This is a genomic window from Gluconobacter sp. Dm-62, assembly GCF_018256155.1.
Classification (GTDB): domain Bacteria; phylum Pseudomonadota; class Alphaproteobacteria; order Acetobacterales; family Acetobacteraceae; genus Gluconobacter.
Genome location: NZ_JAERLY010000003.1, coordinates 95,445 through 118,113, shown reverse-complemented (window position 1 = coordinate 118,113; position 22,669 = coordinate 95,445). Strand labels below are relative to the sequence as shown.

The following is a 22,669-nucleotide window of genomic DNA, read 5'->3' as shown; positions in this document are numbered from 1 at the left end:
GTTCCCACTCGCACAGGAGCGATCTCCATGCCCGCCATCACACTCCCCGACGGAAGCGTCCGCACATTCGACGGGACGGTGACGGGCACGACGATCGCGGCCTCCATCGGGCCAGGTCTCGCCAAGGCCGCCATGGCGATGGAAGTGGACGGCAACCCCGTCGATATTAGCACCGAAATCAGCAGTGACGCGTCCGTAAAGTTCGTCACCCGCAAGGATGAGGACGCGCTGGAAATGATCCGCCATGACGCGGCGCATGTTCTGGCCGAAGCCGTGCAGTCCCTGTGGCCTGAAACGCAGGTCACGATCGGGCCGAGCATCAAGGACGGGTTCTACTACGATTTCTCCCGCGAGAAGCCATTCACGCCTGAAGACTTCCCAGCCATCGAAGAGAAGATGCGCGAGATCGTGGCGGCCAACACGCCGTTCGTCCGCGAGGTCTGGGACCGGGACGAGGCCATCCGCTTCTTTGAGGAGAAGGGCGAGGACTTCAAGGCACAGCTCATTCAGGACCTGCCGGAAACCGAGCAGATCTCGATCTATCGTCAGGGCGAGTGGCTCGACCTGTGTCGTGGCCCGCATCTGCGCACCACCGGCGATGTCGGCACGGCGTTCAAGCTGATGCGCGTGGCCGGGGCCTACTGGCGTGGCGATCACCGCAACCCCATGCTCACCCGCATTTACGGCACCGCATGGCGCGACAAGAAGGAGCTGGACGCCCATCTCCTGCGCCTTGAGGAAGCCGAAAAGCGCGATCATCGTCGCATCGGGCGCGAAATGGACCTCTTCCACATTCAGGAAGAAGCCGTCGGCCAGATCTTCTGGCACCGCAAGGGCTGGCGCCTCTACACAGTCCTGCAGGACTACATGCGTCGCGCGCAGGAGCGGAACAACTACGAGGAAGTCCGCACCCCGCAGCTCGTGGACCGCGCTCTGTGGGAAGCTTCTGGCCACTGGGACAAGTATCGCGAGAACATGTTCATCGCGACCGTCGAGGACGAGGACAAGACCCTCGCACTCAAGCCGATGAACTGCCCGTGCCATGTGCAGATCTTCCGTCATGGCCTGCGCTCCTATCGTGAGCTGCCGCTGCGGATGGCTGAGTTCGGCGCGTGTCACCGTTACGAGCCGTCTGGTGCCCTGCACGGCATCATGCGCGTCCGCGGCTTCACGCAGGACGACGCCCATATCTTCTGCACGGACGAGCAGATCGCAGACGAAACCGCGAAGTTCGTAAAGATGCTGGCCGAAGTTTACACGGATCTCGGATTTGAGAGTTTCCGCGTGAAGTTCTCCGACCGTCCGGAAACGCGTGCGGGCTCGGATGAGGTCTGGGACCGGGCGGAAGGTTCGCTCAAGAAGGCCTGCGAGATCGCGGGCGTCGAATACGAGTACAATCCGGGCGAAGGCGCGTTCTACGGTCCGAAGCTCGAATTCGTGCTGACCGATGCCATCGGCCGTGACTGGCAGTGCGGCACGCTTCAGGTGGATTACGTTCTGCCGGAACGTCTGGATGCGTCCTATATCGGTGAGGACAGCAACCGTCATCGCCCGGTCATGCTGCACCGCGCGATTCTTGGCAGTTTCGAGCGCTTCATCGGCATCCTGATCGAGCAGTATGCCGGCAAGTTCCCGCTCTGGCTGGCGCCGACGCAGGTTGTCGTGGCGTCCATCGTCTCCGATGCCGGCGATTACGCCAACGAAGTGGCCGCGACACTCAAGGCCGCGGGACTCCAGGTCGAGACCGACATCCGCAGCGACAAGATTAACGCCAAGATCCGCGAACACAGCCTGGCACGCGTTCCGGTCATCCTTGTGCTGGGTCGTCGTGAAGCCGAGGAGCGCAAGGTTGCCATGCGGCGTCTGGGCGGCGCAGCACAGGAGATCCTGTCCCTCGACGAGGCCGTTTCGGCTCTCACGAAGGAAGCTCAGGCCCCTGACATCGCACGTGCTGCAAAGGATTGAACGTAATCCCCTTGCACCGGGCGTAAGGCAGGACTATGTGCAGAAGGACCGGGATCGGAAATGGCCGTATCCCGCCTTTCTTCATGAAGGCGGATACAGAGTGCCGGACCCGAACGAAACTGATGACAGGAGCTGACCATAGCTAGACCGCCGATGCAGGCCGCGCCAACCCGTGAAGGACCGCGCGTCAACGAGGAAATCCGTGTTCCGCAGGTTCGTCTGATTGACGAAGAAGGCGAAATGCAGGGCGTCATGACGACCCGGGATGCCCTGATGCGCGCTTTTTCGGTAGGTCTCGACCTTCTGGAAATCAGCCCGACCGCTGTTCCTCCTGTCGTGAAGATTCTCGACTACGGCAAGTTCAAGTATGAGCAGCAGAAGAAGAAGAACGAAGCCCGCAAGAAGCAGAAGGTCATTGAGATCAAGGAAGTGAAGGTTCGTCCCGGTACGGGCGAGCATGACTTCCAGACCAAGCTCAAGGCCATTCACAGCTTTCTTGACGAAGGCGACAAGGTCAAGATTTCCCTGCGCTTCAAGGGCCGCGAAATGGCCCATCAGGAGCTCGGTATCAAGATGCTTGAGCGTATCCGACAGGAAGTCGAAGAAAAGGCGAAGGTGGAGCAGATGCCCCGCCTTGAAAACCGCCAGATGCTGATGGTGATTGCTCCCCGCTAAGGGGTGCTTTCATCTTGCACCTGAAAAACCGGCCGCCCCCTTTTCGGGAAGCGGCCGGTTTTTTTTATGGCTTGTGCCTCAGGCCGCTTCAGCTTCAAGGTTTGCCCGGTAAAGAGCTACAAACTGCCTCAGCATACCCGCGATCTCGGCGACCGGGGTGTCCCAGTCTCCCAGACCCGACTGACGGAAAATCCGCATACTCGGATACCAGGGAGTCGTCGTACCGTTTTCTCCCCAACGCCAGCAGGCATCGTAACGCGAGAGCATCCAGACCGGCAGACCAAGCCCTCCCGCCAGATGAACCATGGACGTATCAACGCTGATCAACAGGTCCACGCCATACAGTCGTGCGGCCGTATCGGCGAAATCCACGATTCCGTCCGTCACTTCGATCACCGGTAATCCTGTCTCGGCAATCTGATGTCGAGGCATGCCAAGCTGGAAGCTGACGAACCGAATACCGTCCACATCCATCAGAGGTGCGAGCTTTTCCAGCTTCACACTCCGGCGTCGATCCACCTGAGTAGCAACAGGGTCATGGGGCCGTGGATCTCCACTCCAGACCAGACCGACAATCAGGTCAGGCTGCTGCATGTTTTCCAGCAGACTCCGCCGCAGCGCTCCGCCCTGCCGCTCCTGTTCTTCAGTGGAAACGGACAGATATGGACAGCCCGGCGCCGTGGTCGGCGTTATTTTCAGTCGCAGTGGCAGGCCGACCATCGGACAGTGCACATCCAGATGTAACACTGGGTCGAGCGTCGAGACGACCTGATCGATTCCTTCAACCCGCTCCAGAATGCGGACAAGAGGAATGGGGACCTGCACTACGACTGTAGCTCCACGCATTTTGAGCAGGGGGGCGAGACGAATGAACTGAAGCGTATCTCCATAGCCCTGCTCGTGATGGATCAGAATGGTCTTGCCCTGCAGATCCTCACCTTCCCATTGTGGGATGGCAAGATCTGTACGCGGTGTCTGGGAACACCGCCACCGCCACTCATATTCACCCCATCCGGGCTCGAAATCGCCCATCTTCAGCAGACTGACGGCCCGCCCGAAACGACAGACACCATTTTCAGGATCAAGGCTTATGGCCCGGTCGTAATATGGCAGCGATTCTGCACTGCGCCCCAGGCCCTGAAGGACATGACCAATATTGTTGAGAGCCGGCACATGATCGGGACTAAGCGCCTCACCGGTCATGGCGCTCTCAAGAGCCATGTCGAACGCTCCCTTTCTGGCCAGAACCATACTGAGATCGACGTGGTAATGGGCGTTTGAAGGCTGCTGCTGGGTCGCGACCTTCAGGGCTCGTTCCGCGCCGTCCAGATCTCCGCTTTCGAGACTCACGATACCCAGACGGTGCCAGATACGCGGGGCATTGACGTCCAGATGCAGGCTTTGAAGATAAAAGTGTCGGGCCTGTGCCCAGTCCCTGAGACGTTCATACAGACATCCCGCCAGAAACGTGGAATGAGCATCCTGAGGCAGGTCCCGGACACCTTCATGCAGCTTTTCAATCGCGCCGGAGATGTCATTCGCATCGGCAAGAGCGAGAATATCCTGCGCCAGCAAACGGAAAGAGTTGGGCATGAAGGCTCCTTTTTTTCCGTGGTAGCGGACGCTCCCTAAGAAACCCTTAAATTCTTCCGTTTTTTTGCCCCTACCTGCGTCTCAACGTTCCAGATTTCGGGTCAGCCGTTGCAAAAGAGGCCGCATCCGCAGGAATTTTCCGTACCCCCATTGCAGTACGGCCAGCACAGCCGGATTCCGCGCGGCCAGACCCAACGGCCGCAGCAGGGGAATGGCCCGCCACATAGCGGCGAATGCGGCAGCACCTTCATAGAGCTGCCCGTCCTCTTCAGCATGGAACCGGGCCAGCAGGGTGGCCCGATCCAGCGGACACGCCTGAGCCGTTTCCAGATTGATGAAGCGAATGGCGCCGCGACGATCAAGACGTCTCATCAGGGCGATCTCACGCCGACATAATGGGCATCCCCCGTCGAACCAGACCGTCACCATGTCCGGCAACGCCCCGGCAGAGAGCGCGTCATGGCGACAGTTCAGCCTGCACGGAGACATTCACACGGAGGGTCTGCTCGTCCGGGCTGCGCTGTGGCGGCGCGGAGTCGGCCATGCGCGCTGCCATGAGCATCATGGGGCGCGGGCCAGGCTCCTGATAGGAAATCCGGATTTCTTTCAGGCGCGCGAGGTGCAGACCAAGAGTCTGTGCGCTCTGTTCTGCCTGCGGCCGGACTTTCTTCAGGGCTTCCGTCCGCGCTTCCTGCAGCAACCGGTCCCGAGTGGCGTCGTCCAAAGACCAGTCGAGACCTTCCATCATCAGGGACTGCGACTGAAGCTGCCCCGCCAGACCCAGGAGCCGCACGGAATCCTGCCCGCTGAGTTCCAGCTCCTGCCGGACCGTCCAGCTCTTGGGGCCATGTTCGGGCGTATTTTCGTAGATGGAATATCCCCCCGCCTTCGCCACGATTCCATCCTGCCCGCCAGCCAGTTTCATTGCAGCAGCCATCCGGGCGTTCACGTCCTTCTGGGCCGTTGCGGCGGACGGGCTGTCGGAGCGGACGGAGAGACGGACCGTCAGTTCCGTTGGGACCGCATGAGCGGTTCCCATGACGCTGAAATCAAGCTGGGTCGTCGTATCCTGCTGCATGTCGGCTGCCTGTGCGGTGGAAAAGGCTCCCGTGCCGGACAGGGCAACGGGTGAAAGGACCAGAGCGGCGGCCAGAAGCGGGCCAGAGCGCGTCATGGAGCGGGTCAGGGAAAAACGGGTCATCGGATCTCCTGAAAAACAGGTGTCGGGGGACGTCCGGAATAGGGTCAGCGCGGTTCCGGAGCGTGTTTCAGCAGGACCAACGCCCGGCGCAGGCGTTCGATCCCCGCGCGGACATGCCCCTGCGAGCAGAGCAGGTCTCCCTGCGCGCGCAGGTGACGGGCGTCTTCCATGGTTCCCAGCGGGATGGCGGCGGGAGGAGCGGCCAGTCGCGTGTCCACATTTTTGCGCAGTCGGGCGCAGTATTCCGCGTTCTCTGACGTCACCGTAATGGCATCGTCCGAATGTCCCGGCGGCAAATGCTGCACCGGGCGCAGGACCGGCGCCGCGGCCAGACAGCCGAGCAAACAGAAGGCCGGAAGAACGGTCGGTGAAGACAGGGAGAAGCGCATCACGGACTCTGTAGCCCATTCCAGCTAAGCGCAGGGTGGGGCCTGGATGAAACTTCCGTCATCCCTTTCGTGAAACAGCAGGCACGACCGGCAGCAGGAGCGTCGCGAACAGGCCCGGCTGCCCGGCTTTCAGTTCCAGCGAACCGCCATGCAGGCTCATCACGGCCTGAACCAGCGAAAGACCCAGCCCGGCACCCGGCGTGTTGCGGGCCGTCTCGGCACGGAAAAAGCGCTCTGAAGCCCGGCTCAGATCGTCCTCGCTCATGCCGGGGCCCTGATCCGCGACGGTGATGGCCAGACGTTCGCCCTCCATTCCGACCGAGAGGGTAATGGTGGTTCCGGGGGGGGCGAACTTGATGGCGTTGTCCAGCAGATTGGCCACGGCCTGTTGCAGCAAATGCGGATCGCCATTGACCGGCTGGACCGCCCCTGCCCTGAAGTCCAGTTGCAGGCCAGCATCCTCGACGGAGGCCTCGTAGAGCTCGCTCAGCCCTTCCAGCAGCGGGCGCATGTCCAGAACCGTGAAGGCGGCCCGTCTGGCCCCGGCTTCAAGCTGGGCGATTCTCAGCAGGGCCTCGAAAATCGACGTCACCCGGTCGAGATCCATGACCGCACGGTCGATGGCGGCGTGAAGTTCCTCGGCGGACGTAGCGGTGCGGTTGGCATCTTCCAGACGCGCGCGGGCCCGGGCGATTGGCGTGCGCAGGTCGTGGGCGATGGCGTTGGAGACCTGCTTGACGCCATCCATCAGGCGGTTGATCCGCTCGAGCATGGTATTGACGGTCTGGCCCACCAGATCGGTTTCATTGCCGGTCAGCGGAATACGCTGGCTCAGATCGCCCTGCGCTACGGCCGCTGTGGTGCGGGCGATGGAGCGGACGACCTGCCGGAAGATGCGCCGGATGGCGAGCGCCCCGCCCGCCGCCAGCAGCGAGACCATGATCCAGGCCCAGATCAGCGTATCGGTCAAGACGTGGCGAACGAGCTGTCGCCCACGGACATCGCGCCCGACGATCATCCGGAATCCCTGCGTCAGGGGGTAGGCGTGCATTTTGGCGTTGGTGCGGAAGCCGTCGCGCTTGATGGCCAGTTCGTAGAACTCGTCCGTCCGGGTGATGACGACGGGCCAGCCGGGCAGGTTTCCGGCGAATTTGCGACCATCCGGGCCTACCAGGAGATACAGTTCGTCATCATCGACGTTCTGGTCCAGCCGGTCCTGAATGGCGAGGCTGAGCGCAGATGGTCCCCCCTGCGCCCAGCGATGGGACAGATCAAGGGCATCGACCTGCACCGCGACCTCGACCTGATGGTCGAGCTGGCCTGTCGTATTCCACCAGATGAAGGACAGGAACGCCCCGGCCGAGATCACGAACACCAGCCCATAGGCCAGCGCGAAATTCAGCCCGGCCGAACGGATCGGCCAGCGCAGGCGCCGTTTCAGGAGCGGCCCGAAACAGCGGACCTTACGCAGCAGCATGCGCAATCAGTCCGCCCGCAGGATGTAGCCGGCGTTGCGGATCGTGTGGATCATGGGCTTGTCGAACGGTTTGTCCACTTTCTGACGCAGGCGGGAGACATGCACGTCGATCACGTTGGTCTGCGGGTCGAAATGATAGTCCCACACGCGTTCGAGCAGCATGGTGCGGGTCACGACCTGCCCGGCATGACGGATCAGGAACTCCAGCAGACGGAACTCGCGCGGCTGAAGGTCGATCTTCTCGCCGCCCCGTTTGACGGTGCGTGACAGCAGATCCATTTCCAGATCGCCAACCACAAGCCGCGTCTGCGGCGCGCTTTCGGGGCGGCCACGACGGCCCAGCGCCTCGACGCGCGCCAGAAGTTCGGAAAAAGCGAAGGGCTTGGTCATGTAGTCGTCGCCGCCGGCCTTGAGGCCAGCCACACGCTCGTCCACATCCGCCAGCGCCGAGAGCAGCAGGACCGGCGTTGCGTTCTTCTGCCCGCGCAGGGTTTCCAGAATCCGCAATCCGTCAATACCGCCCGGCAACATCCGGTCCAGGATCACGACGTCATAATTCTCGCTGACAGCCAGAAACAGGCCGTCCTTGCCGTTATCCGCCTCATCCACGACATGCCCGGCTTCCCGCAGCCCCTTGAGCACGAAAGCACGGACAGTAGGATCGTCCTCGACCAGCAGGATACGCATCGTTGTCTTTCTTCCTTCCGAACGCAGTCTTGCCGTTCCTGCTGGGAAGAATACCGGCTTGAGAGTTGCCGTCAAAGGCAGCCGTTACAAAAAGGGATCTCTAGCGGGGGATTGCGTTGTCGAAATCGTCCTGCTGCGCGTCACGCAGGGAGGATGCGCTGATGGGGCCCCATGAGAACGGAGATGCCTCAGAAAGTCCGTCCCGGTAACCGCTACGGTAATGCGAGGGAGGAACGGGGCTGCATCCTGCAAGAGCGCCCAGCAGGACAATACCGCACAGGCCGAGGCGGATCGTTCTGCCGGACGGGGGCTCAGTCATCCGCATCCTGCGGACGCGGGCCGATATGGATGGGGAGCGTCAGGGACTGCTTGCCGCGCTGGATGCGGAAAGACAGGGTCATGCCAGGACGGGCCGCAGCGATACTGCGCAGGAGCATCCGCGCGCTGGTGACGGGCACATTATCCACCTGCGTCACGATGTCCCCGCGCCGCAGACCGCCTTTCTGGGCCGGCCCGCCATTATCGACACCGGCAATGCCGATCGCAGTGTCACCGTCATCGAGCGTGATGCCGAGCCAGCCATGTTCGGCGTGGCCGGTCGCCTCGATTTCCGCGACGATGGGGGCCACGATTTCGGACGGGATACCGAAGCCGATCCCGACCGAGCCGCCAGCCGGGGTCACGATGGCGGCGTTCACGGCCACGACCTGTCCGCGCATATTGAAGGCCGGACCGCCCGAATTGCCGGGATTGATCGGGGCGTCGAGCTGGATGAAGTCGTCGAGCGAGCCGATCCCCAGATCGCGCCCGACTGCCGAGACAATGCCTGCCGTTACGGATGACCCGAACCCGAACGGATTGCCCGCAACGAGAATCCAGTCCCCGATATCGGTCTGCTGACTGTCGCCCCACGTGACATGCGGAAGCGGTTCGGGACTATCAACCTTGATGACGGCGATATCCGTCAGCGGATCGGCGCCCAGAAGCCGCGCCGGCATTTCATGCCCGTTGGACAGCGAGACCACGACCTTATCCGCTCCACCTACGACGTGTCGGTTCGTGACGATGATGCCGGAAGGATCAACGATGAAGCCCGATCCGGCGCCGACCATTTCTTCCTGCTGACGCTTCATCCGGTCCCGGTAGCGCTTTTCCAGCGGTGTGCCTCGGATCTGCGGCGGAATGTGGTCGTGTCCGTCCGGGCTGTTCTGGGTGATGGCGATGTTGACGACGGCCGGGATGACCTGCCGAACCAGCGGGGCAAAGCTCAGCGGGCCGTATTTGACTAGAAGCGGCGGCAGGGCGGGCGCGGGTGCCGGGACGACGGCGGGTTGTGTGGGAATGCCCTGCGCATCCGTATTTTCTCCCGCGATCATGCGATCAGGAATGATGGTCGGGAGCATTTTCGGCGCGGGCGCCTGCATGACGAGAGGCTGCTGCGGCCGCTCCACGGCGTGCGAGACGGGCTGCACACTATTCCCATGGCCACGCAAGGCCAGCATCAGCCCCACCGTCACGACAGTGGCCGTTCCGGCACCGATCGCAGCAGCCTGCAGGGTGCGGTTCATGGGAAACAGGACAGGAACATCGTCATATCAAAGCTGCTAACACAGAATTGTTCCACATCCTAAGATCATGGCGTTTCAACGCCTCGGGCGCGGTTTGGAAGGCTCTGCGGTGGCGGGATCTTCCGGCCAGTCATGGCGCGGATAGCGCCCGCGCATATCCCGGCGCATGTCCGCCCAGCTTCCTTTCCAGAACCCTGCCAGATCAGCCGTGATCGCCTGCGGGCGACCGGCCGGGGACAGCAGCGCGCATTGCAGGGCGAGTTGCCCGTCCGCGAGCTGCGGCGTCTGGGCCGTGCCATAGAAAGCCTGCGCCCGGGCCGAGACCGTGGGAACCGCGCCGGTATAGTCGATGTCGTGCGTGCTGGCCTTGAGCGTCAGGCGCGGCGGGAGTTTGCGGTCCAGCGCGGCGAGATCGACATAGTCCAGACGGGCACGGAGGATGGACAGCAAGTCCAGCGCCTTGACCTGAGACAGCCGGTCACACCCCGCCAGATACGCCTCCAGCCAGTCGAGCGAGGCTGCCAGCCCCTCATCGGACATATCCGGCAGATGCGGCGCAAAGGTCGCGCGGGCATGGGCCACGCGGGCCTGAAACTGGCGCCCCGCCTCCGTCCATGTGAGGGCCTGCGCCAGATTCGCGGCGATCTGTTGCACGAGAAGGCCCTGTGCTTCCTCGGGGCTGATTTCGCCGTTGCGATCCCGCAGGACCAGCGCCCCCAGACGGAGCCTGCGACGGGCGATGATGCGGCCGGATGTCCCGTCCAGCGTCGTCTCGACCTGCTCACGGGTCCGGTCCAGAAGGGTTGGGGGCAGGTTTTCGGCGTCCAGCGGGGCGGCGAGCGTAATTTCCGTTGAGGTCCGCGTATGGAACGCCGCCCCAGCCAGCAGCTTCTCGCGCGCCAGTGGATCATTGGCTGAAACGCGGGCACTCCCCCCGCCTGCGAGGCGGAAGCGCCCAAGTCCACCCGCCGCCTGTGCGACACGATCCGGGAAACCGGCGGCAAGCAGAGCGCCTGCGTGATCCGGCAGCGGCATCAGTGGCACATCCCGCTCGCCCATGCGGCGCAGGAAGCGTTTGGCGGACTGGCGCATATGGAACAGGCTGGCGCGGTCCGCGCGCGGGTCGTCACACTCGAACAGGGCGAAGCGTACGCGGATATCGGCTCCTGGCGCAGGGCCGGACGGACGGTTCGGACGTGGACGAAGCGGATCACGCTCTTCCAAAAGCGCCGCCAGACAGGCCGCCGTCACACGCTCCGGCAGTGTACGGGCGGCGCAGAGCATCGCCGCCAGACGCGGATGTGTGCCAAGAGACGCCATGCGTGTACCAAGCGCCGTAATGCGGTTGGCATCATCCAGCGCGCCAAGTTCACGCAGCAATTCGCGCCCGCCCGCCAGAACGCCGGAAGGGGGCATGTCCAGCAGCGGCAGACTGTCCGGAGCCGTTCCCATGACCTCCTGCCAGGCAGCGGTGACGAGCGCGAAATCCGTCAGATCGGCCACGAGAATTTCCGGCGCGTCCTGCGGGCGCAGGCTGCGCTGCGTCATCTCCGACCACAGGCGGATGGCAATGCCCGGAGACTGCCGCCCCGCACGGCCGGCGCGCTGGGTGGCGGTGGCGCGGGAGATTTTCAGCGTTTCCAGCCGCGACAGGCCGGTATTCGGGTCAAGGCGCGGGGCCCGGCGCAGGCCGCCATCCACAACGATCCGCACGCCCGAGACGGTGACGGAGGTTTCGGCAATGGACGTTGCCAACACGACGCGGCGCGTGTCGGAGGGGGCGATGGCGCGGTCCTGATCCTCGGTCGTCTGTTCGCCGTGCAGTGGAAAAACCGGGACCGTGCCGTCCAGCAGCGCCTGTGTGCGACGGATTTCGCCGACGCCGGGCAGGAAAGCGAGGATATCGCCGTCTTCTTCCGCCAGTGCCTGACGGATCGCGCGGGCGCAGGCTTCGGGGAGGTCGCGCAGATGGGGAATGTCGCGGGTGTGGCGGATGTCGATGGGGAACTGTCGGCCTTCGCTCTCAATCAGCGGGGCGTTCATCAGCGTCGTGAAAGCGCGACCATCCGGCGTGGCGGACATGGCCAGAATCCGCAGATCCGGCCGCATTTCGCGCTGCATGTCCAGACAGAACGCCAGCGCCGCGTCCAGATCCAGCGAGCGCTCATGCACTTCATCGAACAGCACCGCGCCCACGCCATCCAGCAGCGGATCGGTCAGCAGGCGACGCAGGAGCAGCCCTTCCGTGACCACCTCAATGCGCGTTCTGGCGGACATGGCGGAATCGGTGCGGGTGCGGAACCCCACGATGCCACCCGGCTTTTCACCCAGCGAGGATGCCATGCGCAAGGCCGCACCACGAACCGCCACGCGGCGGGGCTCCACGAGAATGAGGCGCTGCGTCCCGAGCCAGGGCGCGTCCAGCAGCGCAAGCGGCGTCAGCGTCGTCTTGCCCGCACCCGGAGGTGCCACGAGGACGGCGTTGGGCTGCGTCTGCAACGTCGCCAGAAGCTCCGGCAGAATGGCCGTGACGGGAAGTTCGGGAGGAAGGATAAAGGTCAGGACGCGGCTCCGGCACGGCAGGGCAGATGCCCTGTTATAGCCTGAGCAGGCGCGAAAGCGATGGCGGCCAAAAGCCCCTGAAACGAAAAATGGTGGCCGAAGCCACCATTTCGTCAGAGCGCCTTGAGGCTCCCTGCGGACTTGCGTCCGTTGCGGCCATCTTCAATCTCGTAAGAGACCTGCTGGCCTTCGTCCAGGTTCTGCAGCCCGGCTTTTTCGAGAGCAGAAATGTGAACGAAAACGTCTGTGGTGCCATCGCTGGGCTGGATGAAACCGAAGCCCTTCGTGGCGTTGAACCACTTTACTGTACCTGTCGCCATTGCAGGTCTCCTTTGATAACGCAGCTTCACGCGCAAACATTCACGTGATCAGTTTTTTCAGAGGGGGAAGGCCATGCGCATCAACGCAGGGCGATATTCTCCAGCCAGAAAAACAGCTGCACCCTGAATATGCCTGCAAAAATCCCGCAGGAGCAAGTTCAAAATAAAACCCACCCCGCAGAGTTCATCAGGGAAGTTTTTATCGGACAGGTTTATTTTTCAGAACCAGTATCCGCGTCAAAGCCCTGAAAAACGAGAGCTTTAAATCTCTTTAAAGACTTTCAGACCGGAAAGAATTTCTTCCGCAAGTCCGAAAATCACTTTTACCGGAGCGCAAAGCCGAGCTTGTGCAGGACCGAACGCATGACATGTCGCCCGCTCAGGCCCTTGAAGCTGTCCACCCGCTTGGCGACCGTTTCCGACCATGCCCGCGACGTCAGGCCCTGTTCCTTCTGGTAGTCGTCCGCGATGCGGTCATAGGCCGCGATGCCTTCGGCCTCGTTCTCCGTGCTGTAACGCTCGTGGTGCAGGACCACGTCCTGTCCCAGACGGGGCTTGTGGCCGTTCTGGGCCGCCGGATCAGGTTTGCCGACACAGAGCCCCACGACCGCGACCGAGCGCGGCGGAAGGGACAGAAGACTGGCGACTTCTTCGGGATGATTGCGCAAGCCGCCAATATAGACCGTGCCCAGACCAAGGGATTCGAACGCGGTGACGGCGTTCTGGGCGGCGATCCCGGTATCGAGCGTCGCCATGAGGAACGTCTCCTGATAGTCGAGCGCCTCGTGCCCCATCCCGGCCCGTTCGGCGATCCGCTCCAGCCGGGCCAGATCGACGATCCAGGCCAGAAACAGGGGCGCGACCTCGATATGCTTCTGGCCCCCGCACAGCTCCGCAAGTCTGGCGCGCGTCTCCGGGTTTTCGACGGCCACGACGGACCAGACCTGAAGATTGCTGGACGTGGCTGCCGAGGAGGCCGCGGCGATACCGGCTTCCAGCGTACCTTCGGGCAGGGCGTCGGGCAGATAGGCCCGGACCGAGTGATGCGACAGCAGCAGGTCGAGCACCGCATTATCCGGCAGGTTTTCCGGCGCCGCTGTGCGGTACCGTGTCTGCCATAGCGCGGAAGAACTGACGGAAGAGGTGCCCGACATGTGGTGTTTCCTTATTCGTCGTAAGTCATCAGAGCGTTCAGCGGCACGTCCAGTTTCTCACGCCCCTTCAGATCCGCCAGTTCGATGAGCACGGATGCACCCACGACTTCGGCGCCGACCTTGCGCAGAAGATCAACAGACGCCGCCAGGGTACCACCCGTTGCCAGAAGGTCGTCCAGCACCACAACGCGCTGACCCGGCTTGATGGCGTCTGCCTGAATGTGAAGCTCGTCCTCGCCATATTCGAGGCCGTATTTCAGGGAAATGGTTTTGCCCGGCAGCTTGCCCGGCTTGCGCAGCATCGTGAAGCCACAGCCCAGACGCAGCGCCAGCGGTGCGGCCGTCAGAAAGCCGCGGCTCTCGATTCCGGCCAGCATGTCCGGCTGCCAGGCGGCGATCGCGCGGGCCAGACGGGCGGTCGCGACCTGCCAGGCATCCGGCGAGCGGATCAGGGTCGAGATGTCATAGAACAGGATGCCGGGTTTCGGAAAATCCGGGATCTCGCGGATGTAACTCTTGAGATCGAGCGGGTGGGGATCCTGAAACGACATGGCGGCACTGCTTTCATCTGGACATGGCAAACAGCGCGGCATGTAGGGGAGTCTCCCCCCCAACTCAACCCCCGGCCTCAAGTCCGGATTGCGCCCGGAGCCTCATTACGGGCCTGCGCAATGGCTGCCAGAAGCCCTGCCCTGCGGAACGGTTTGGGCAGCACGGCCATGCCCTGCGGCGCCATGTCGCTCTCTTCATAATCGCCCGACATGAGCACCACCGCCATCTGCGGACGGCGCTCCCGCAGCAGGTGGGCAATTTCCAATCCGTTCCGAGCGCCGGGCAGGTTGAGGTCCGTCACTAGAAGATCCGGCGCCTCGTCCCCTTCCAGAGCCGAGACACCCTCCAGAACATGCCGGACCGTCCAGCCTTCACGCTGGAGCACCGTCTCGACCACCAGTGCGATGGCGGCGTCATCTTCGACAAGGAGGGCCTTCATGAAGGATATTTCCTTACGACTGACGCGGCGGTTCCGCCACGGCAGGCAGGGTTGGACGGAGCAGGGCGAAGCCCATGGCCGCGACAAAGGCAAAAGAGAGGAAAACTGCCATGGGAACGGCTGTCCCTGATGGCACAAGTCCGAAAAGGGCGCTGGCAACTGCTCCGAAAAGATACTGCATTGTCCCCGCCAGTGCAGAGGCCGAACCGGCACGATCAGACTGTTCGGACAGGATACCCACCATGGAATTCGGACCGATAATCCCTGTCGGCGCCAGGGTAATGATGAGTGCAATGATGAGTGGCCACAGAAATATCGCCTTGATGTGTCCCTGCGGATCAACATCATAGCCTGAGACAAGCGCGAGCAGAAACAGGATTGCGCACCCTGCCAGACTGACACCCAGCGCCGAGAACAGCATCTTACCCGTATTCACCCGGCCCACGAGCTGTCCATTGATGGCAGACGCCGCAATCATGCAGATCGCAAACAACCCGAACAGCATACCGTAATGAAAGGGTGACATGCCGAAGACTTCTTCGAAAAGCATGGGCGCGGCCGTCAGATAGGTGAAGGTGACAAAGCCTAGGAAACTCCAGACCAGACCATTCGTGATGAAACTGCGGGTCCGCAGAATATAGACATAGCGTTCGATAATGGAGACGGGCCGCAGGTCACGGCGGTCCTGCGGGGCCAGTGTTTCCGGGAAAATAGTCATGAGCAGGAGGGTACAGATCCCGCCATAGGCGGCCGTCACCCAGAAGATGACACGCCAGTCCACGAATTTCAGCGCAAATCCGCCAAGCATCGGCGCCAGAATCGGCACGGTTCCTTGAATGACGATCAGACGGGACATCATTTTCGACGACGCATCCCCCTCTGTCAGATCCCGGATGCACGCGTTCGGCACCACAAGTCCGGCAGAGGCCATAATGGCGGAGAAAACACGGCAGATGCACAGGAACGTCATGCTCGGCGCCAGCGCACAGCCGATCTCGCCCAGCGTATAGCCCAGCATCCCGATCAGCAGTGGCCAGCGGCGGCCAAACCGGTCCGAAATCGGGCCGATACTGATTTGCCCGATCGCAAGCCCGATCACCCAGGCCGCCATGGTCGCACTGCCCGACCCTGCGGCCGTATGGAGCTGACGCTCCATTTCAGGCAGCGCCGGAAGATAGACATCCGTCGAGACCGGCCCGACAGCCGTAAAAATCCCCAGCAGAACCGGCAGCCATGCGGGCAGGGGATCTCCCCGTCTGAATGTCATGTTCTGGTCTGTCATGCGCGTCTGCCTGTTCACTTCAGGTTGCGGATCGATGATCTCTGATGGCCCGGTATGGTCCGGGTCGTTCCGGAGTGTAAAGCTCTTCAGGGCGCCGGAGTGTCTGTTTTATTATCCGGGGCAGTCTGGCCATGCTGCCGGAGTAGAATGGCCCCCAGCACACCCGACACGACGAACAGGATTCCCGCAAGCCCCAACTGAAGAACGTGCCCGATCCGTGTTCCGGACCCGACCAGGACGAAAATCAGTGTCTGCGGCAGGCCACCCAGAAACGTTGCAACCGAAAACGGTAACAGCGGCAGTTCAAAAAGCCCCGCCGCCGTCGAGACCAGCAGTGCGGACCCCACCGGCATCAGCCGCAGCGTCAGAACCGCCCGGAAGGGCTTCGCGTGGAGCGTTCGGGCCAGAGCGGCATAATCCGCTTCCAGCCTGTCATGCAGCCGCGCCCTGAAGGCTGCCGGAGCAAGCACCCGCGCCCATCCATATGCCAGAGCAGCCCCCAGCATATAAGCCAGCGAACACAGAACAAGGCCGCCACACAGACCAAATGCGAGACCGGCCGCCACACAGAGCGCCTGACGCGGCAGTCCACACGCGCTGTAAGGAATGGCCAGCAGCAGGAACCACAGCGGCGCGCCCGGGGTTTCGTGCCAGTGCGGCGCATTTTCCAGAAGATGATGAATGAACGGCAGGCGCTGAAGGGCCGCCACCAGCACCAGCATGGCACCAATCGTCAATGCCGCGCGCCAGGGCACAAGCTGCCGCAGCGTGCGACGCAGTTCCGGATCGGGAGGAAGAGAAATCGGGCTACCCATCCCTGCCCGATACCAGCCGCAGGCCGCGGCGGCTATGGGCTGGAGCGTAAACACGAGTTCATGCTGGCGTCCGTGCCGCAGGCCGACTGTCCCGGGAAAAAATCATTCGACCGTATTTTTCTCTTGAAGATATATCTTAAGATACTATATCGTTCGATATATCGAATAGGAGAACATAATGTTCAAACACAAGACTGACCGTTTCAACACAGACCTCCCGGATGGCGGACACCGGTCACATCGCGGCCATCGCCGCGGCTTTTTCGGCATGGGACGTCCCGTCGCGGAAGGTGAAGACTCCGACAAGGGTCGGGGTCGTGAGGAAGGACGGGGCGGGCGTCATCGGGGTATGGAGCGTGGTGAAGGCGGTTTCGGCCGTCGACATGGCGGACGCGGTGGCCCCGGAGGCGGAATGGGCGGTGGACGCTTTGGTGGCCGGTTCGGCAAGGGTTTTGGCGGCGATCTGGGAAGCGAAGGCTTCTCTCGCGGTCGCAAGCTGACGGCCGATGAGCTTCAGCTCGTCATCCTCGCCCTGCTCGGAGAGGCCCCTGCCCACGGCTATGAGCTGATCCGGCGTCTCGAAGAGCGTTCGGGCGGATTCTACAAGCCCAGCCCCGGCGTGATCTATCCGTCCCTCACCTATCTTGAGGAAACCGGCCTCGCCGCCGTCACCCAGGAAGGCAACCGCAAGCTCTACAGCCTGACGGAAGAAGGAAAGGCACATCACGACGCCCATAAGGAAGAAGCCGCCCGCATCCTCGACATCCTGAGCCGTATCGGTGCCCGCATGGCGGATGTCCGCGAGGCGTTCAGCGGCGTCAACGACCTCGACCCCACACTGGGACAGGCATTCCATGATGCGCGCTTTGCGCTGAAGGCTGCCCTGAAGTCCCGTCGTGGCGCGGATGCGGACGAACTGCGCCGGATTGTGGCGATCCTGAACCGCGCCGCAGCGGAGATCGCAGGCCCGGCTTCCGGTGAAACGTCTTCGGAAAATGCTCCGGCCGAATAAGGCCGGGGGCACCAGGGCACCTCTCCCAAGGACCGGCGCAATGCCGTAAAGGATGGTCCATGATCGTTCAGGACCATCCCCATTTCTGCAACATGCCCGAGGATATGCGGTATTACCGGCCGGAGCATTTCGGAGAAGGATTCATCGAGAAATCGATGGTCTTTCTTCTGCCTGAACGGCTGAAGAAGTTCCGACGGAACCTGTGGCATGTGCGGCGCAATCCCGGAGACGATGCGGTTTACATGCCGCTGTTCCGGGTCACCTGCATCCTGCCGTCAGACCCCGTCCCGGCCGGGCTTCAGGGGCCGTTCGACGTCTATCCCTTCTATACCCGCACCACGAAAACCCGCAGCCGCGAGCTGGACTACTATGTCCTGTTCATCTTCCGGGACCGCATGTCCTGGATGCGCTGCAAAACGCTGCTGGAAAAGTCGTAGGCTTCACGCAGCTGTGGCTTTGCGGGCTGGCTTCGGAGGCTCAATGATGACGCAGCTCCAACCAGAACAAGGTTCCGCGTCATGCCAAAAACCCTTTACGCCACGCTTAAGGCTCTGCCCGGACAGCGCGAGACCCTGCGCGTTCTGCTAACGGCGCTGGCAAAAGACGTCCGCGCCGAACCTGGCTGCGAACGCTTCAAAGTCTATACGCTCGCCTCCGACCCCGACCTGTTTCATGTGGAAGAAACCTACCGGGACGACGCGGCCTTTGCGGCCCACATGGCCACCGAGCATGGCAGGGTCTTCAACCAGACGATCACGCCGCTGGTCGAAGGGGGTGGCTCGCAGGTCGTGTTTCTGGATGTCGTGACCTGATCTTTATTTCAGATACAGATAAAACGGGATGAACCCGAAAATCGCCCAGGCGATCATAAAAATGAACGGGGCCTGATGGGCGAACAGTGCCCCACGCTGGGCACGGCGCATCATGTCGCGGGTTTCGTCCTCGTTCGGCGCCAGAGTAAACTCGGTCAGGTCCGGGCTCTGGGTGTGCAGATGGCGCTGTTTGCCCTCCCACTTTCCGATCGCGGCGTAGGCGGCGCGGATGCCCGGCAACGCCATGAGCGCCAGCACGAAACCCAGAAGTGAAAACAGGGGCGGCAGCAGAAGCACCATGCTGTCGCCCCAGCGCTTTGTGGAGCCTGTCATGGCCGTCGCATAAGCGATGACCAGAAACGCCTGCGATCCCAGAAGAGCCTGAAGGCGACCATTCACGACTTCGGTCTCAAACCGGATTTCCGAGCGATAAAAAGCAAGAAGCTCATTATCGGTCGGATGCCCGCGCGCGATGATCTGGTTGGTATCAGGGGACGGCGATGCGGTGTTGACCATCGGAACCTTCATGACGTTCTCGATCAGCGATAGCGCCCCGGATACGTCCCAGGTTCCGTCCTTTCAGGAAAAACCTGTCAGATCAGGCCTTTTGCCCGAATGAGGGCGAAGGCAGCCAATGACACCATGCATTTCAGCTCCCCCTCACGGATCATGGTCTCGAATGTTTCAAGCGTCATGTCGTGGCAGGTGATGTCCTCTTCTGTGGCTTCCAGATCCGTCTCACCACGGCTCAGATTGCGGGCCAGAAAGACATGTCCCTTCTGGTTCGAATAACCCGCGCCCTGATACATGCTGCCAACATGGATCATCTCGCCGGCACGCAGTCCGGTTTCCTCCCGCAGTTCGCCCAGCGCGAGTTCGATCGGATCGACGTTCTCTTTCGTCTCCCACATGCCCATCGGCAGCTCCCACAGCCGTTCACCGACCGGATAGCGGAACTGCTGGATCAGCGTCACCTTCCCGTCAGCATGCAGCGGTAGGATCACGACGAACTCGCCCCGCTCCACGATGCCATACAGGCCCTGTTTTCCGTTGGGATGGACGATGATGTCCTCGCGCAGGGCGGTCCAGGGGTTGCTGTAGGCCAGCCGGGTCGAAATTGTCTGGAAACCGGCGTCCCTGCGGGCGTCTTCGAGAGTTTTTTCGGAGCTCATGGACGGATCCTGATCTTGTTTCGTTCTTCCGAATCGGCGAAACTCGCATCATGGAGCAACGCCGGATCGTGCATATCGACATGGACGCATTTTACGCGTCTGTCGAACAGCGGGACGACCCTTTCCTGCGCGGCCGTCCGCTCGCGGTCGGACGGGGCGAGGCACGGGGCGTAGTGGCCGCCGCAAGCTACGAGGCCCGGCGCTTCGGTGTCCGCTCGGCCATGCCGTCGGTCACGGCCAGACGCATGTGTCCGGATCTGGTATTCGTGCCCGCGCGCTTTGACGTCTATCGCAGCGTCTCGGCCCAGATCCACGACATCTTTTCGCGCTACACACCCCTGATCCAGCCGCTGTCGCTGGATGAAGCCTATCTGGACCTGACGGATCATCTGGGGGCCTATGGGTCCGCCACGCTGGTCGCGGACCGCATCCGCGCGGACATCCACGCCGAAACCGGGCTGACCGCCTCCGCCGGCGTGTCCTACAACCGCTTTCTGGCCAAACTGGCCTCGGATTACCGCAAGCCGGACGGACTGTTCGTCATCACGCCCGCCATGGGGCCGGACTTCGTGTCCACCCTGCCCGTGGATGCGTTTCACGGCATCGGCCCGGCCACGGCCCGGAAAATGCGAGCGCTGGGCATTGAAACGGGCGCAGACCTGCGGGAGCGGGATATCGAGACGCTGACTCGGCATTTTGGCAAGGCAGCGGCGTTTTATTACGGCATTTCCCGCGGCATCGATCATCGCCCTGTCGTCGTAAACCGCGAGCGCAAATCCCTCGGCACCGAACAGACCTATCTTCAGGACCTGACCTCCGAAGCCGACGCGCATCTGGCCCTGACGCAGATCGCAGCAAAGCTGTGGGCAGGCGCGGAACGCCGACAGCTTCAGGCCCGGACCGTGACCCTGAAGGTCAAATACGCCGATTTCCGTCAGATCACCCGCGCCCGCACCCTGCCTGCTCCTGTCCCGTCCGAAGGCGTTCTGCTCGAAACGGGTCAGAGCCTCATGGCGCCCCTGTTTCCGTTCGTGCCCGGCGTACGCCTGCTGGGGCTCACGCTCTCGGGCTTTCATGCAGCGGAAACTGCGTCTTGCGATCAGATGGAGCTGCTCTTTTAGGGCAGGATTGAAACAAATTCCGGCATTCTTTCCGCTGCCTGATGCGTTGGGGGACAGCCTGTCCTGAACGGGTCGTCTTTCATCGCATGGACCGCTGCATGCCCCGCCCCACACTCCCGGCCACCGCCCTGCTGGCGCCTCTTCTGATAATGGGCGGCTGTGCATCCAAAGCCTCGCTGTCGCCGGGGTTCGAGAAAACCCTGTCCCACAATCAGCAGGGGCATCCATTTTCCGGAGCCCGCAATTCTATTGCGTTTCAAGGGGAGCCGGACCTGTCCACAGCCCATCCCGCGAACCTTGCCGGGACGCTGCATTACTGCCTGCAGAACATGACACTGAAGGACGCAGGTGGCGTGCCACCAGTTGCTGCTGTCACAGACGACATGGCCTATAATGCCGGGAAACAGGGCATTCTTCAGGCTCTCAGTCGCCGGACGGGAGAGCGCGAACAATATGCCCTGCCGTCCATGCCCAAGCCCCTGCGACAGACCGTCTGCACCTCCGTAGCATCCCGTCTCCGACAGCCCGTCTAGGCATTCATTCCGGCCGGTTTCACTCGGGATTGTGAAGGAAAGGCAGGCGCGCCCTCGTGACGGCTTCCGTCATCTGGCCTATGCCATGAGGGATCTTTTTTACAGCCAGGCCTCAGGAGAGCAGACCCATGACCGCGCAAGACACGCCGGCGGACTCACCGACGAAACGCGTTCTTGCCGTCGTCCTGTTCAATCTTCTCGTCTATATCGTGATCGGCCTGCCCAACGCCGTTCTGACGATTTTCGTCCATCAGGGCCTGGGTTACAGCACGACCGTCGCGGGCATAACATTCTCACTGCAGTATTTCGCGACCTTCGCGGCACGCCCTTCCGCCGGGCGGCTGGTGGACCGGATCGGCCCCAAACCGGTGGTCATCGGCGGTCTGGTGACCTGCCTGCTTTCCGGTCTTCTGATTGCGGGATCGGGGCTTCTGGCCGCCACGCCGCTACTGTCGCTGGGTGTGCTGCTGCTCAGCCGCCTGTTGCTGGGCTGGGCGGAAAGCTGGGCCGCGACCGGTGTGATCGTCTGGAACATCCGCCGTGCCGGTGCGGAAAACACCGCCATCGCCATTTCATGGAACGGCATCTGCTCCTATGGCGGGATCGCGCTCGGCGCGCCGATCGGGGCCAAACTCTCCATGCTGGCTGCGCCTTATGGCGGGCTGGTTTCGGTGGGCATTCTTTCGGCCGCTCTGCCGCTGTTTGGTCTGGCGATCATCGGGTTCTATCCGGCCGTCAAACCCATTCCTTCGGCCAACCAGCCCATTCCCTTCGCCCGTGCACTCCGACTCGTCCTGCCACATGGCTCGGCACTGGCGGCCGGGTCCATTGGCTTCGGGGCGATCTCGTCGTTCCTTGCGCTGTATTATTCGGTCCTGCATTGGGACGGGGCTGCGACGGCACTGGCAGTTTTTGGTTTCACCTTCGTCGTCATCCGGTTTTTCTTCGCGTCACAGATCGCAAAACGGGGCGGCGTGTTCGTAGCAATCGTCTCTCTGCTGGTGGAAGCGCTCGGACTCGCCACGCTCTGCGTGTTCCAGGCGCCATCCGCGGCCCTCGTAGGAGCCGCGCTGACAGGGGCGGGCTTCTCGCTGCTCTTCCCGGCGCTCGGCGTTCTGGCCGTTAACAGTGCAGGTCCGGAGAACCGCGGGGCGGCTCTGGGCGCGTATTCCATCTTCATTGACCTTGCCATCGCGTGCTCGGGGCTGTTTCTTGGACAGGTCATCGAGTTCGCGGGTTACAGGACGATGTTCGCCACCACCGCCATCTGCTGTCTGGGCGGTGTGCTGATCAGCCGTTCCCTGGGCCGCCGGACCGCGTGACAGATCCTCGTTTCAACA

At 62.3% G+C, this 22,669-nt stretch carries 25 protein-coding genes; 8 read left to right on the top strand and 17 right to left on the bottom strand.

Annotated elements, in window-relative coordinates; translation table 11 throughout:
• Positions 1-27 precede the first annotated feature (27 nt).
• Both thrS and infC read left to right on the top strand, forming a co-directional pair.
• Positions 28-1,965, top strand: a complete 1,938-nt coding sequence (thrS, locus tag JK202_RS05225; protein WP_211558910.1) for a threonine--tRNA ligase — start codon at positions 28-30, stop codon at positions 1,963-1,965.
• A 153-nt stretch (positions 1,966-2,118) separates the two neighbouring features.
• A complete protein-coding gene (gene infC, locus JK202_RS05220; RefSeq protein ID WP_011252394.1) occupies positions 2,119-2,640 on the top strand; it encodes a translation initiation factor IF-3 in 522 nt (173 codons plus the stop codon).
• A gap of 78 nt (positions 2,641-2,718) precedes the next feature.
• Here infC and JK202_RS05215 read toward each other — a convergent pair whose 3' ends face one another.
• The 15 genes from JK202_RS05215 to JK202_RS05145 all read right to left on the bottom strand — a co-directional run bounded on the left by JK202_RS05215 (position 2,719) and on the right by JK202_RS05145 (position 16,733).
• Positions 2,719-4,233, bottom strand: coding sequence for a tetratricopeptide repeat protein (locus tag JK202_RS05215; protein ID WP_211558908.1), 1,515 nt, complete (start codon positions 4,231-4,233; stop codon positions 2,719-2,721).
• A gap of 81 nt (positions 4,234-4,314) precedes the next feature.
• Positions 4,315-4,722 carry a DUF393 domain-containing protein gene (locus JK202_RS05210; RefSeq protein WP_249199688.1) on the bottom strand — a complete coding sequence of 136 codons (408 nt, stop codon included), beginning with the start codon at positions 4,720-4,722 and terminating at the stop codon, positions 4,315-4,317.
• A complete protein-coding gene (locus JK202_RS05205; protein WP_211558906.1) occupies positions 4,691-5,434 on the bottom strand; it encodes an SIMPL domain-containing protein in 744 nt (247 codons plus the stop codon). Before JK202_RS05205 ends, JK202_RS05210 begins: the two co-directional genes overlap by 32 nt.
• Before the next feature lie 44 nt (positions 5,435-5,478).
• Positions 5,479-5,823, bottom strand: coding sequence for a hypothetical protein (locus JK202_RS05200; protein ID WP_211559166.1), 345 nt, complete (start codon positions 5,821-5,823; stop codon positions 5,479-5,481).
• Between the two features lie 58 nt (positions 5,824-5,881).
• Positions 5,882-7,300, bottom strand: coding sequence for an ATP-binding protein (locus JK202_RS05195; protein WP_211558904.1), 1,419 nt, complete (start codon positions 7,298-7,300; stop codon positions 5,882-5,884).
• A 6-nt stretch (positions 7,301-7,306) separates the two neighbouring features.
• Complete coding sequence (locus tag JK202_RS05190; RefSeq protein WP_011252400.1) at positions 7,307-7,987, bottom strand: response regulator transcription factor; 681 nt, start codon at positions 7,985-7,987, stop codon at positions 7,307-7,309.
• Between the two features lie 100 nt (positions 7,988-8,087).
• Positions 8,088-8,306, bottom strand: a complete 219-nt coding sequence (locus tag JK202_RS05185; RefSeq protein ID WP_211558902.1) for a hypothetical protein — start codon at positions 8,304-8,306, stop codon at positions 8,088-8,090.
• The gene (locus JK202_RS05180) at positions 8,299-9,555 is read right to left on the bottom strand and encodes a S1C family serine protease (protein ID WP_211558900.1); all 1,257 of its coding nucleotides are present in this window, start codon (positions 9,553-9,555) and stop codon (positions 8,299-8,301) included. The genes JK202_RS05185 and JK202_RS05180 overlap by 8 nt, the downstream gene beginning before the upstream one ends.
• Before the next feature lie 75 nt (positions 9,556-9,630).
• Positions 9,631-12,138 (bottom strand): ATP-dependent helicase HrpB, encoded by a 2,508-nt coding sequence (gene hrpB / locus JK202_RS05175; protein WP_211559165.1) that lies wholly within the window; start codon positions 12,136-12,138, stop codon positions 9,631-9,633.
• A 92-nt stretch (positions 12,139-12,230) separates the two neighbouring features.
• Positions 12,231-12,437, bottom strand: coding sequence for a cold-shock protein (locus JK202_RS05170; protein ID WP_211558898.1), 207 nt, complete (start codon positions 12,435-12,437; stop codon positions 12,231-12,233).
• Positions 12,438-12,760: 323 nt separating this feature from the next.
• Positions 12,761-13,591 carry an NADPH-dependent oxidoreductase gene (locus JK202_RS05165; RefSeq protein WP_211558896.1) on the bottom strand — a complete coding sequence of 277 codons (831 nt, stop codon included), beginning with the start codon at positions 13,589-13,591 and terminating at the stop codon, positions 12,761-12,763.
• Positions 13,592-13,602: 11 nt separating this feature from the next.
• Positions 13,603-14,142 (bottom strand): adenine phosphoribosyltransferase, encoded by a 540-nt coding sequence (locus JK202_RS05160; RefSeq protein ID WP_211558894.1) that lies wholly within the window; start codon positions 14,140-14,142, stop codon positions 13,603-13,605.
• A 77-nt stretch (positions 14,143-14,219) separates the two neighbouring features.
• Positions 14,220-14,582, bottom strand: a complete 363-nt coding sequence (locus tag JK202_RS05155; RefSeq protein WP_211558892.1) for a response regulator — start codon at positions 14,580-14,582, stop codon at positions 14,220-14,222.
• Between the two features lie 13 nt (positions 14,583-14,595).
• Positions 14,596-15,864, bottom strand: a complete 1,269-nt coding sequence (locus tag JK202_RS05150; RefSeq protein WP_211558891.1) for a multidrug effflux MFS transporter — start codon at positions 15,862-15,864, stop codon at positions 14,596-14,598.
• A gap of 86 nt (positions 15,865-15,950) precedes the next feature.
• Positions 15,951-16,733, bottom strand: coding sequence for a VTT domain-containing protein (locus JK202_RS05145; protein ID WP_349291822.1), 783 nt, complete (start codon positions 16,731-16,733; stop codon positions 15,951-15,953).
• Between the two features lie 124 nt (positions 16,734-16,857).
• On the opposite strand from JK202_RS05145, the gene JK202_RS05140 reads away from it, so the two are divergent.
• The 3 genes from JK202_RS05140 (at position 16,858) to JK202_RS05130 (ending at position 18,503) form a co-directional block, all read left to right on the top strand.
• On the top strand, positions 16,858-17,691 hold the full coding sequence (locus JK202_RS05140; RefSeq protein WP_211558889.1) for a PadR family transcriptional regulator: 834 nt from the start codon (positions 16,858-16,860) through the stop codon (positions 17,689-17,691).
• 59 nt (positions 17,692-17,750) lie between these two features.
• The gene (locus JK202_RS05135; protein ID WP_211558887.1) at positions 17,751-18,128 is read left to right on the top strand and encodes a hypothetical protein; all 378 of its coding nucleotides are present in this window, start codon (positions 17,751-17,753) and stop codon (positions 18,126-18,128) included.
• Positions 18,129-18,209: 81 nt separating this feature from the next.
• Entirely contained in the window at positions 18,210-18,503 is a 294-nt protein-coding gene (locus tag JK202_RS05130) for a putative quinol monooxygenase (RefSeq protein WP_211558885.1), read from the top strand.
• Positions 18,504-18,506: 3 nt separating this feature from the next.
• Here JK202_RS05130 and JK202_RS05125 read toward each other — a convergent pair whose 3' ends face one another.
• Together JK202_RS05125 and JK202_RS05120 are read right to left on the bottom strand one after the other, a co-directional pair.
• Positions 18,507-19,031, bottom strand: coding sequence for a hypothetical protein (locus JK202_RS05125; protein ID WP_211558883.1), 525 nt, complete (start codon positions 19,029-19,031; stop codon positions 18,507-18,509).
• 65 nt (positions 19,032-19,096) lie between these two features.
• Positions 19,097-19,675: an NUDIX hydrolase gene (locus JK202_RS05120; RefSeq protein ID WP_211558881.1), complete on the bottom strand. Its 579-nt coding sequence runs from the start codon at positions 19,673-19,675 to the stop codon at positions 19,097-19,099.
• A 50-nt stretch (positions 19,676-19,725) separates the two neighbouring features.
• On the opposite strand from JK202_RS05120, the gene dinB reads away from it, so the two are divergent.
• The 3 genes from dinB to JK202_RS05105 all read left to right on the top strand — a co-directional run bounded on the left by dinB (position 19,726) and on the right by JK202_RS05105 (position 22,651).
• Positions 19,726-20,796 (top strand): DNA polymerase IV, encoded by a 1,071-nt coding sequence (gene dinB / locus JK202_RS05115; RefSeq protein ID WP_211558879.1) that lies wholly within the window; start codon positions 19,726-19,728, stop codon positions 20,794-20,796.
• Between the two features lie 98 nt (positions 20,797-20,894).
• Positions 20,895-21,329: a hypothetical protein gene (locus tag JK202_RS05110; protein WP_211558876.1), complete on the top strand. Its 435-nt coding sequence runs from the start codon at positions 20,895-20,897 to the stop codon at positions 21,327-21,329.
• 128 nt (positions 21,330-21,457) lie between these two features.
• Positions 21,458-22,651 (top strand): MFS transporter, encoded by a 1,194-nt coding sequence (locus JK202_RS05105; RefSeq protein WP_211558874.1) that lies wholly within the window; start codon positions 21,458-21,460, stop codon positions 22,649-22,651.
• Positions 22,652-22,669 lie beyond the last annotated feature (18 nt).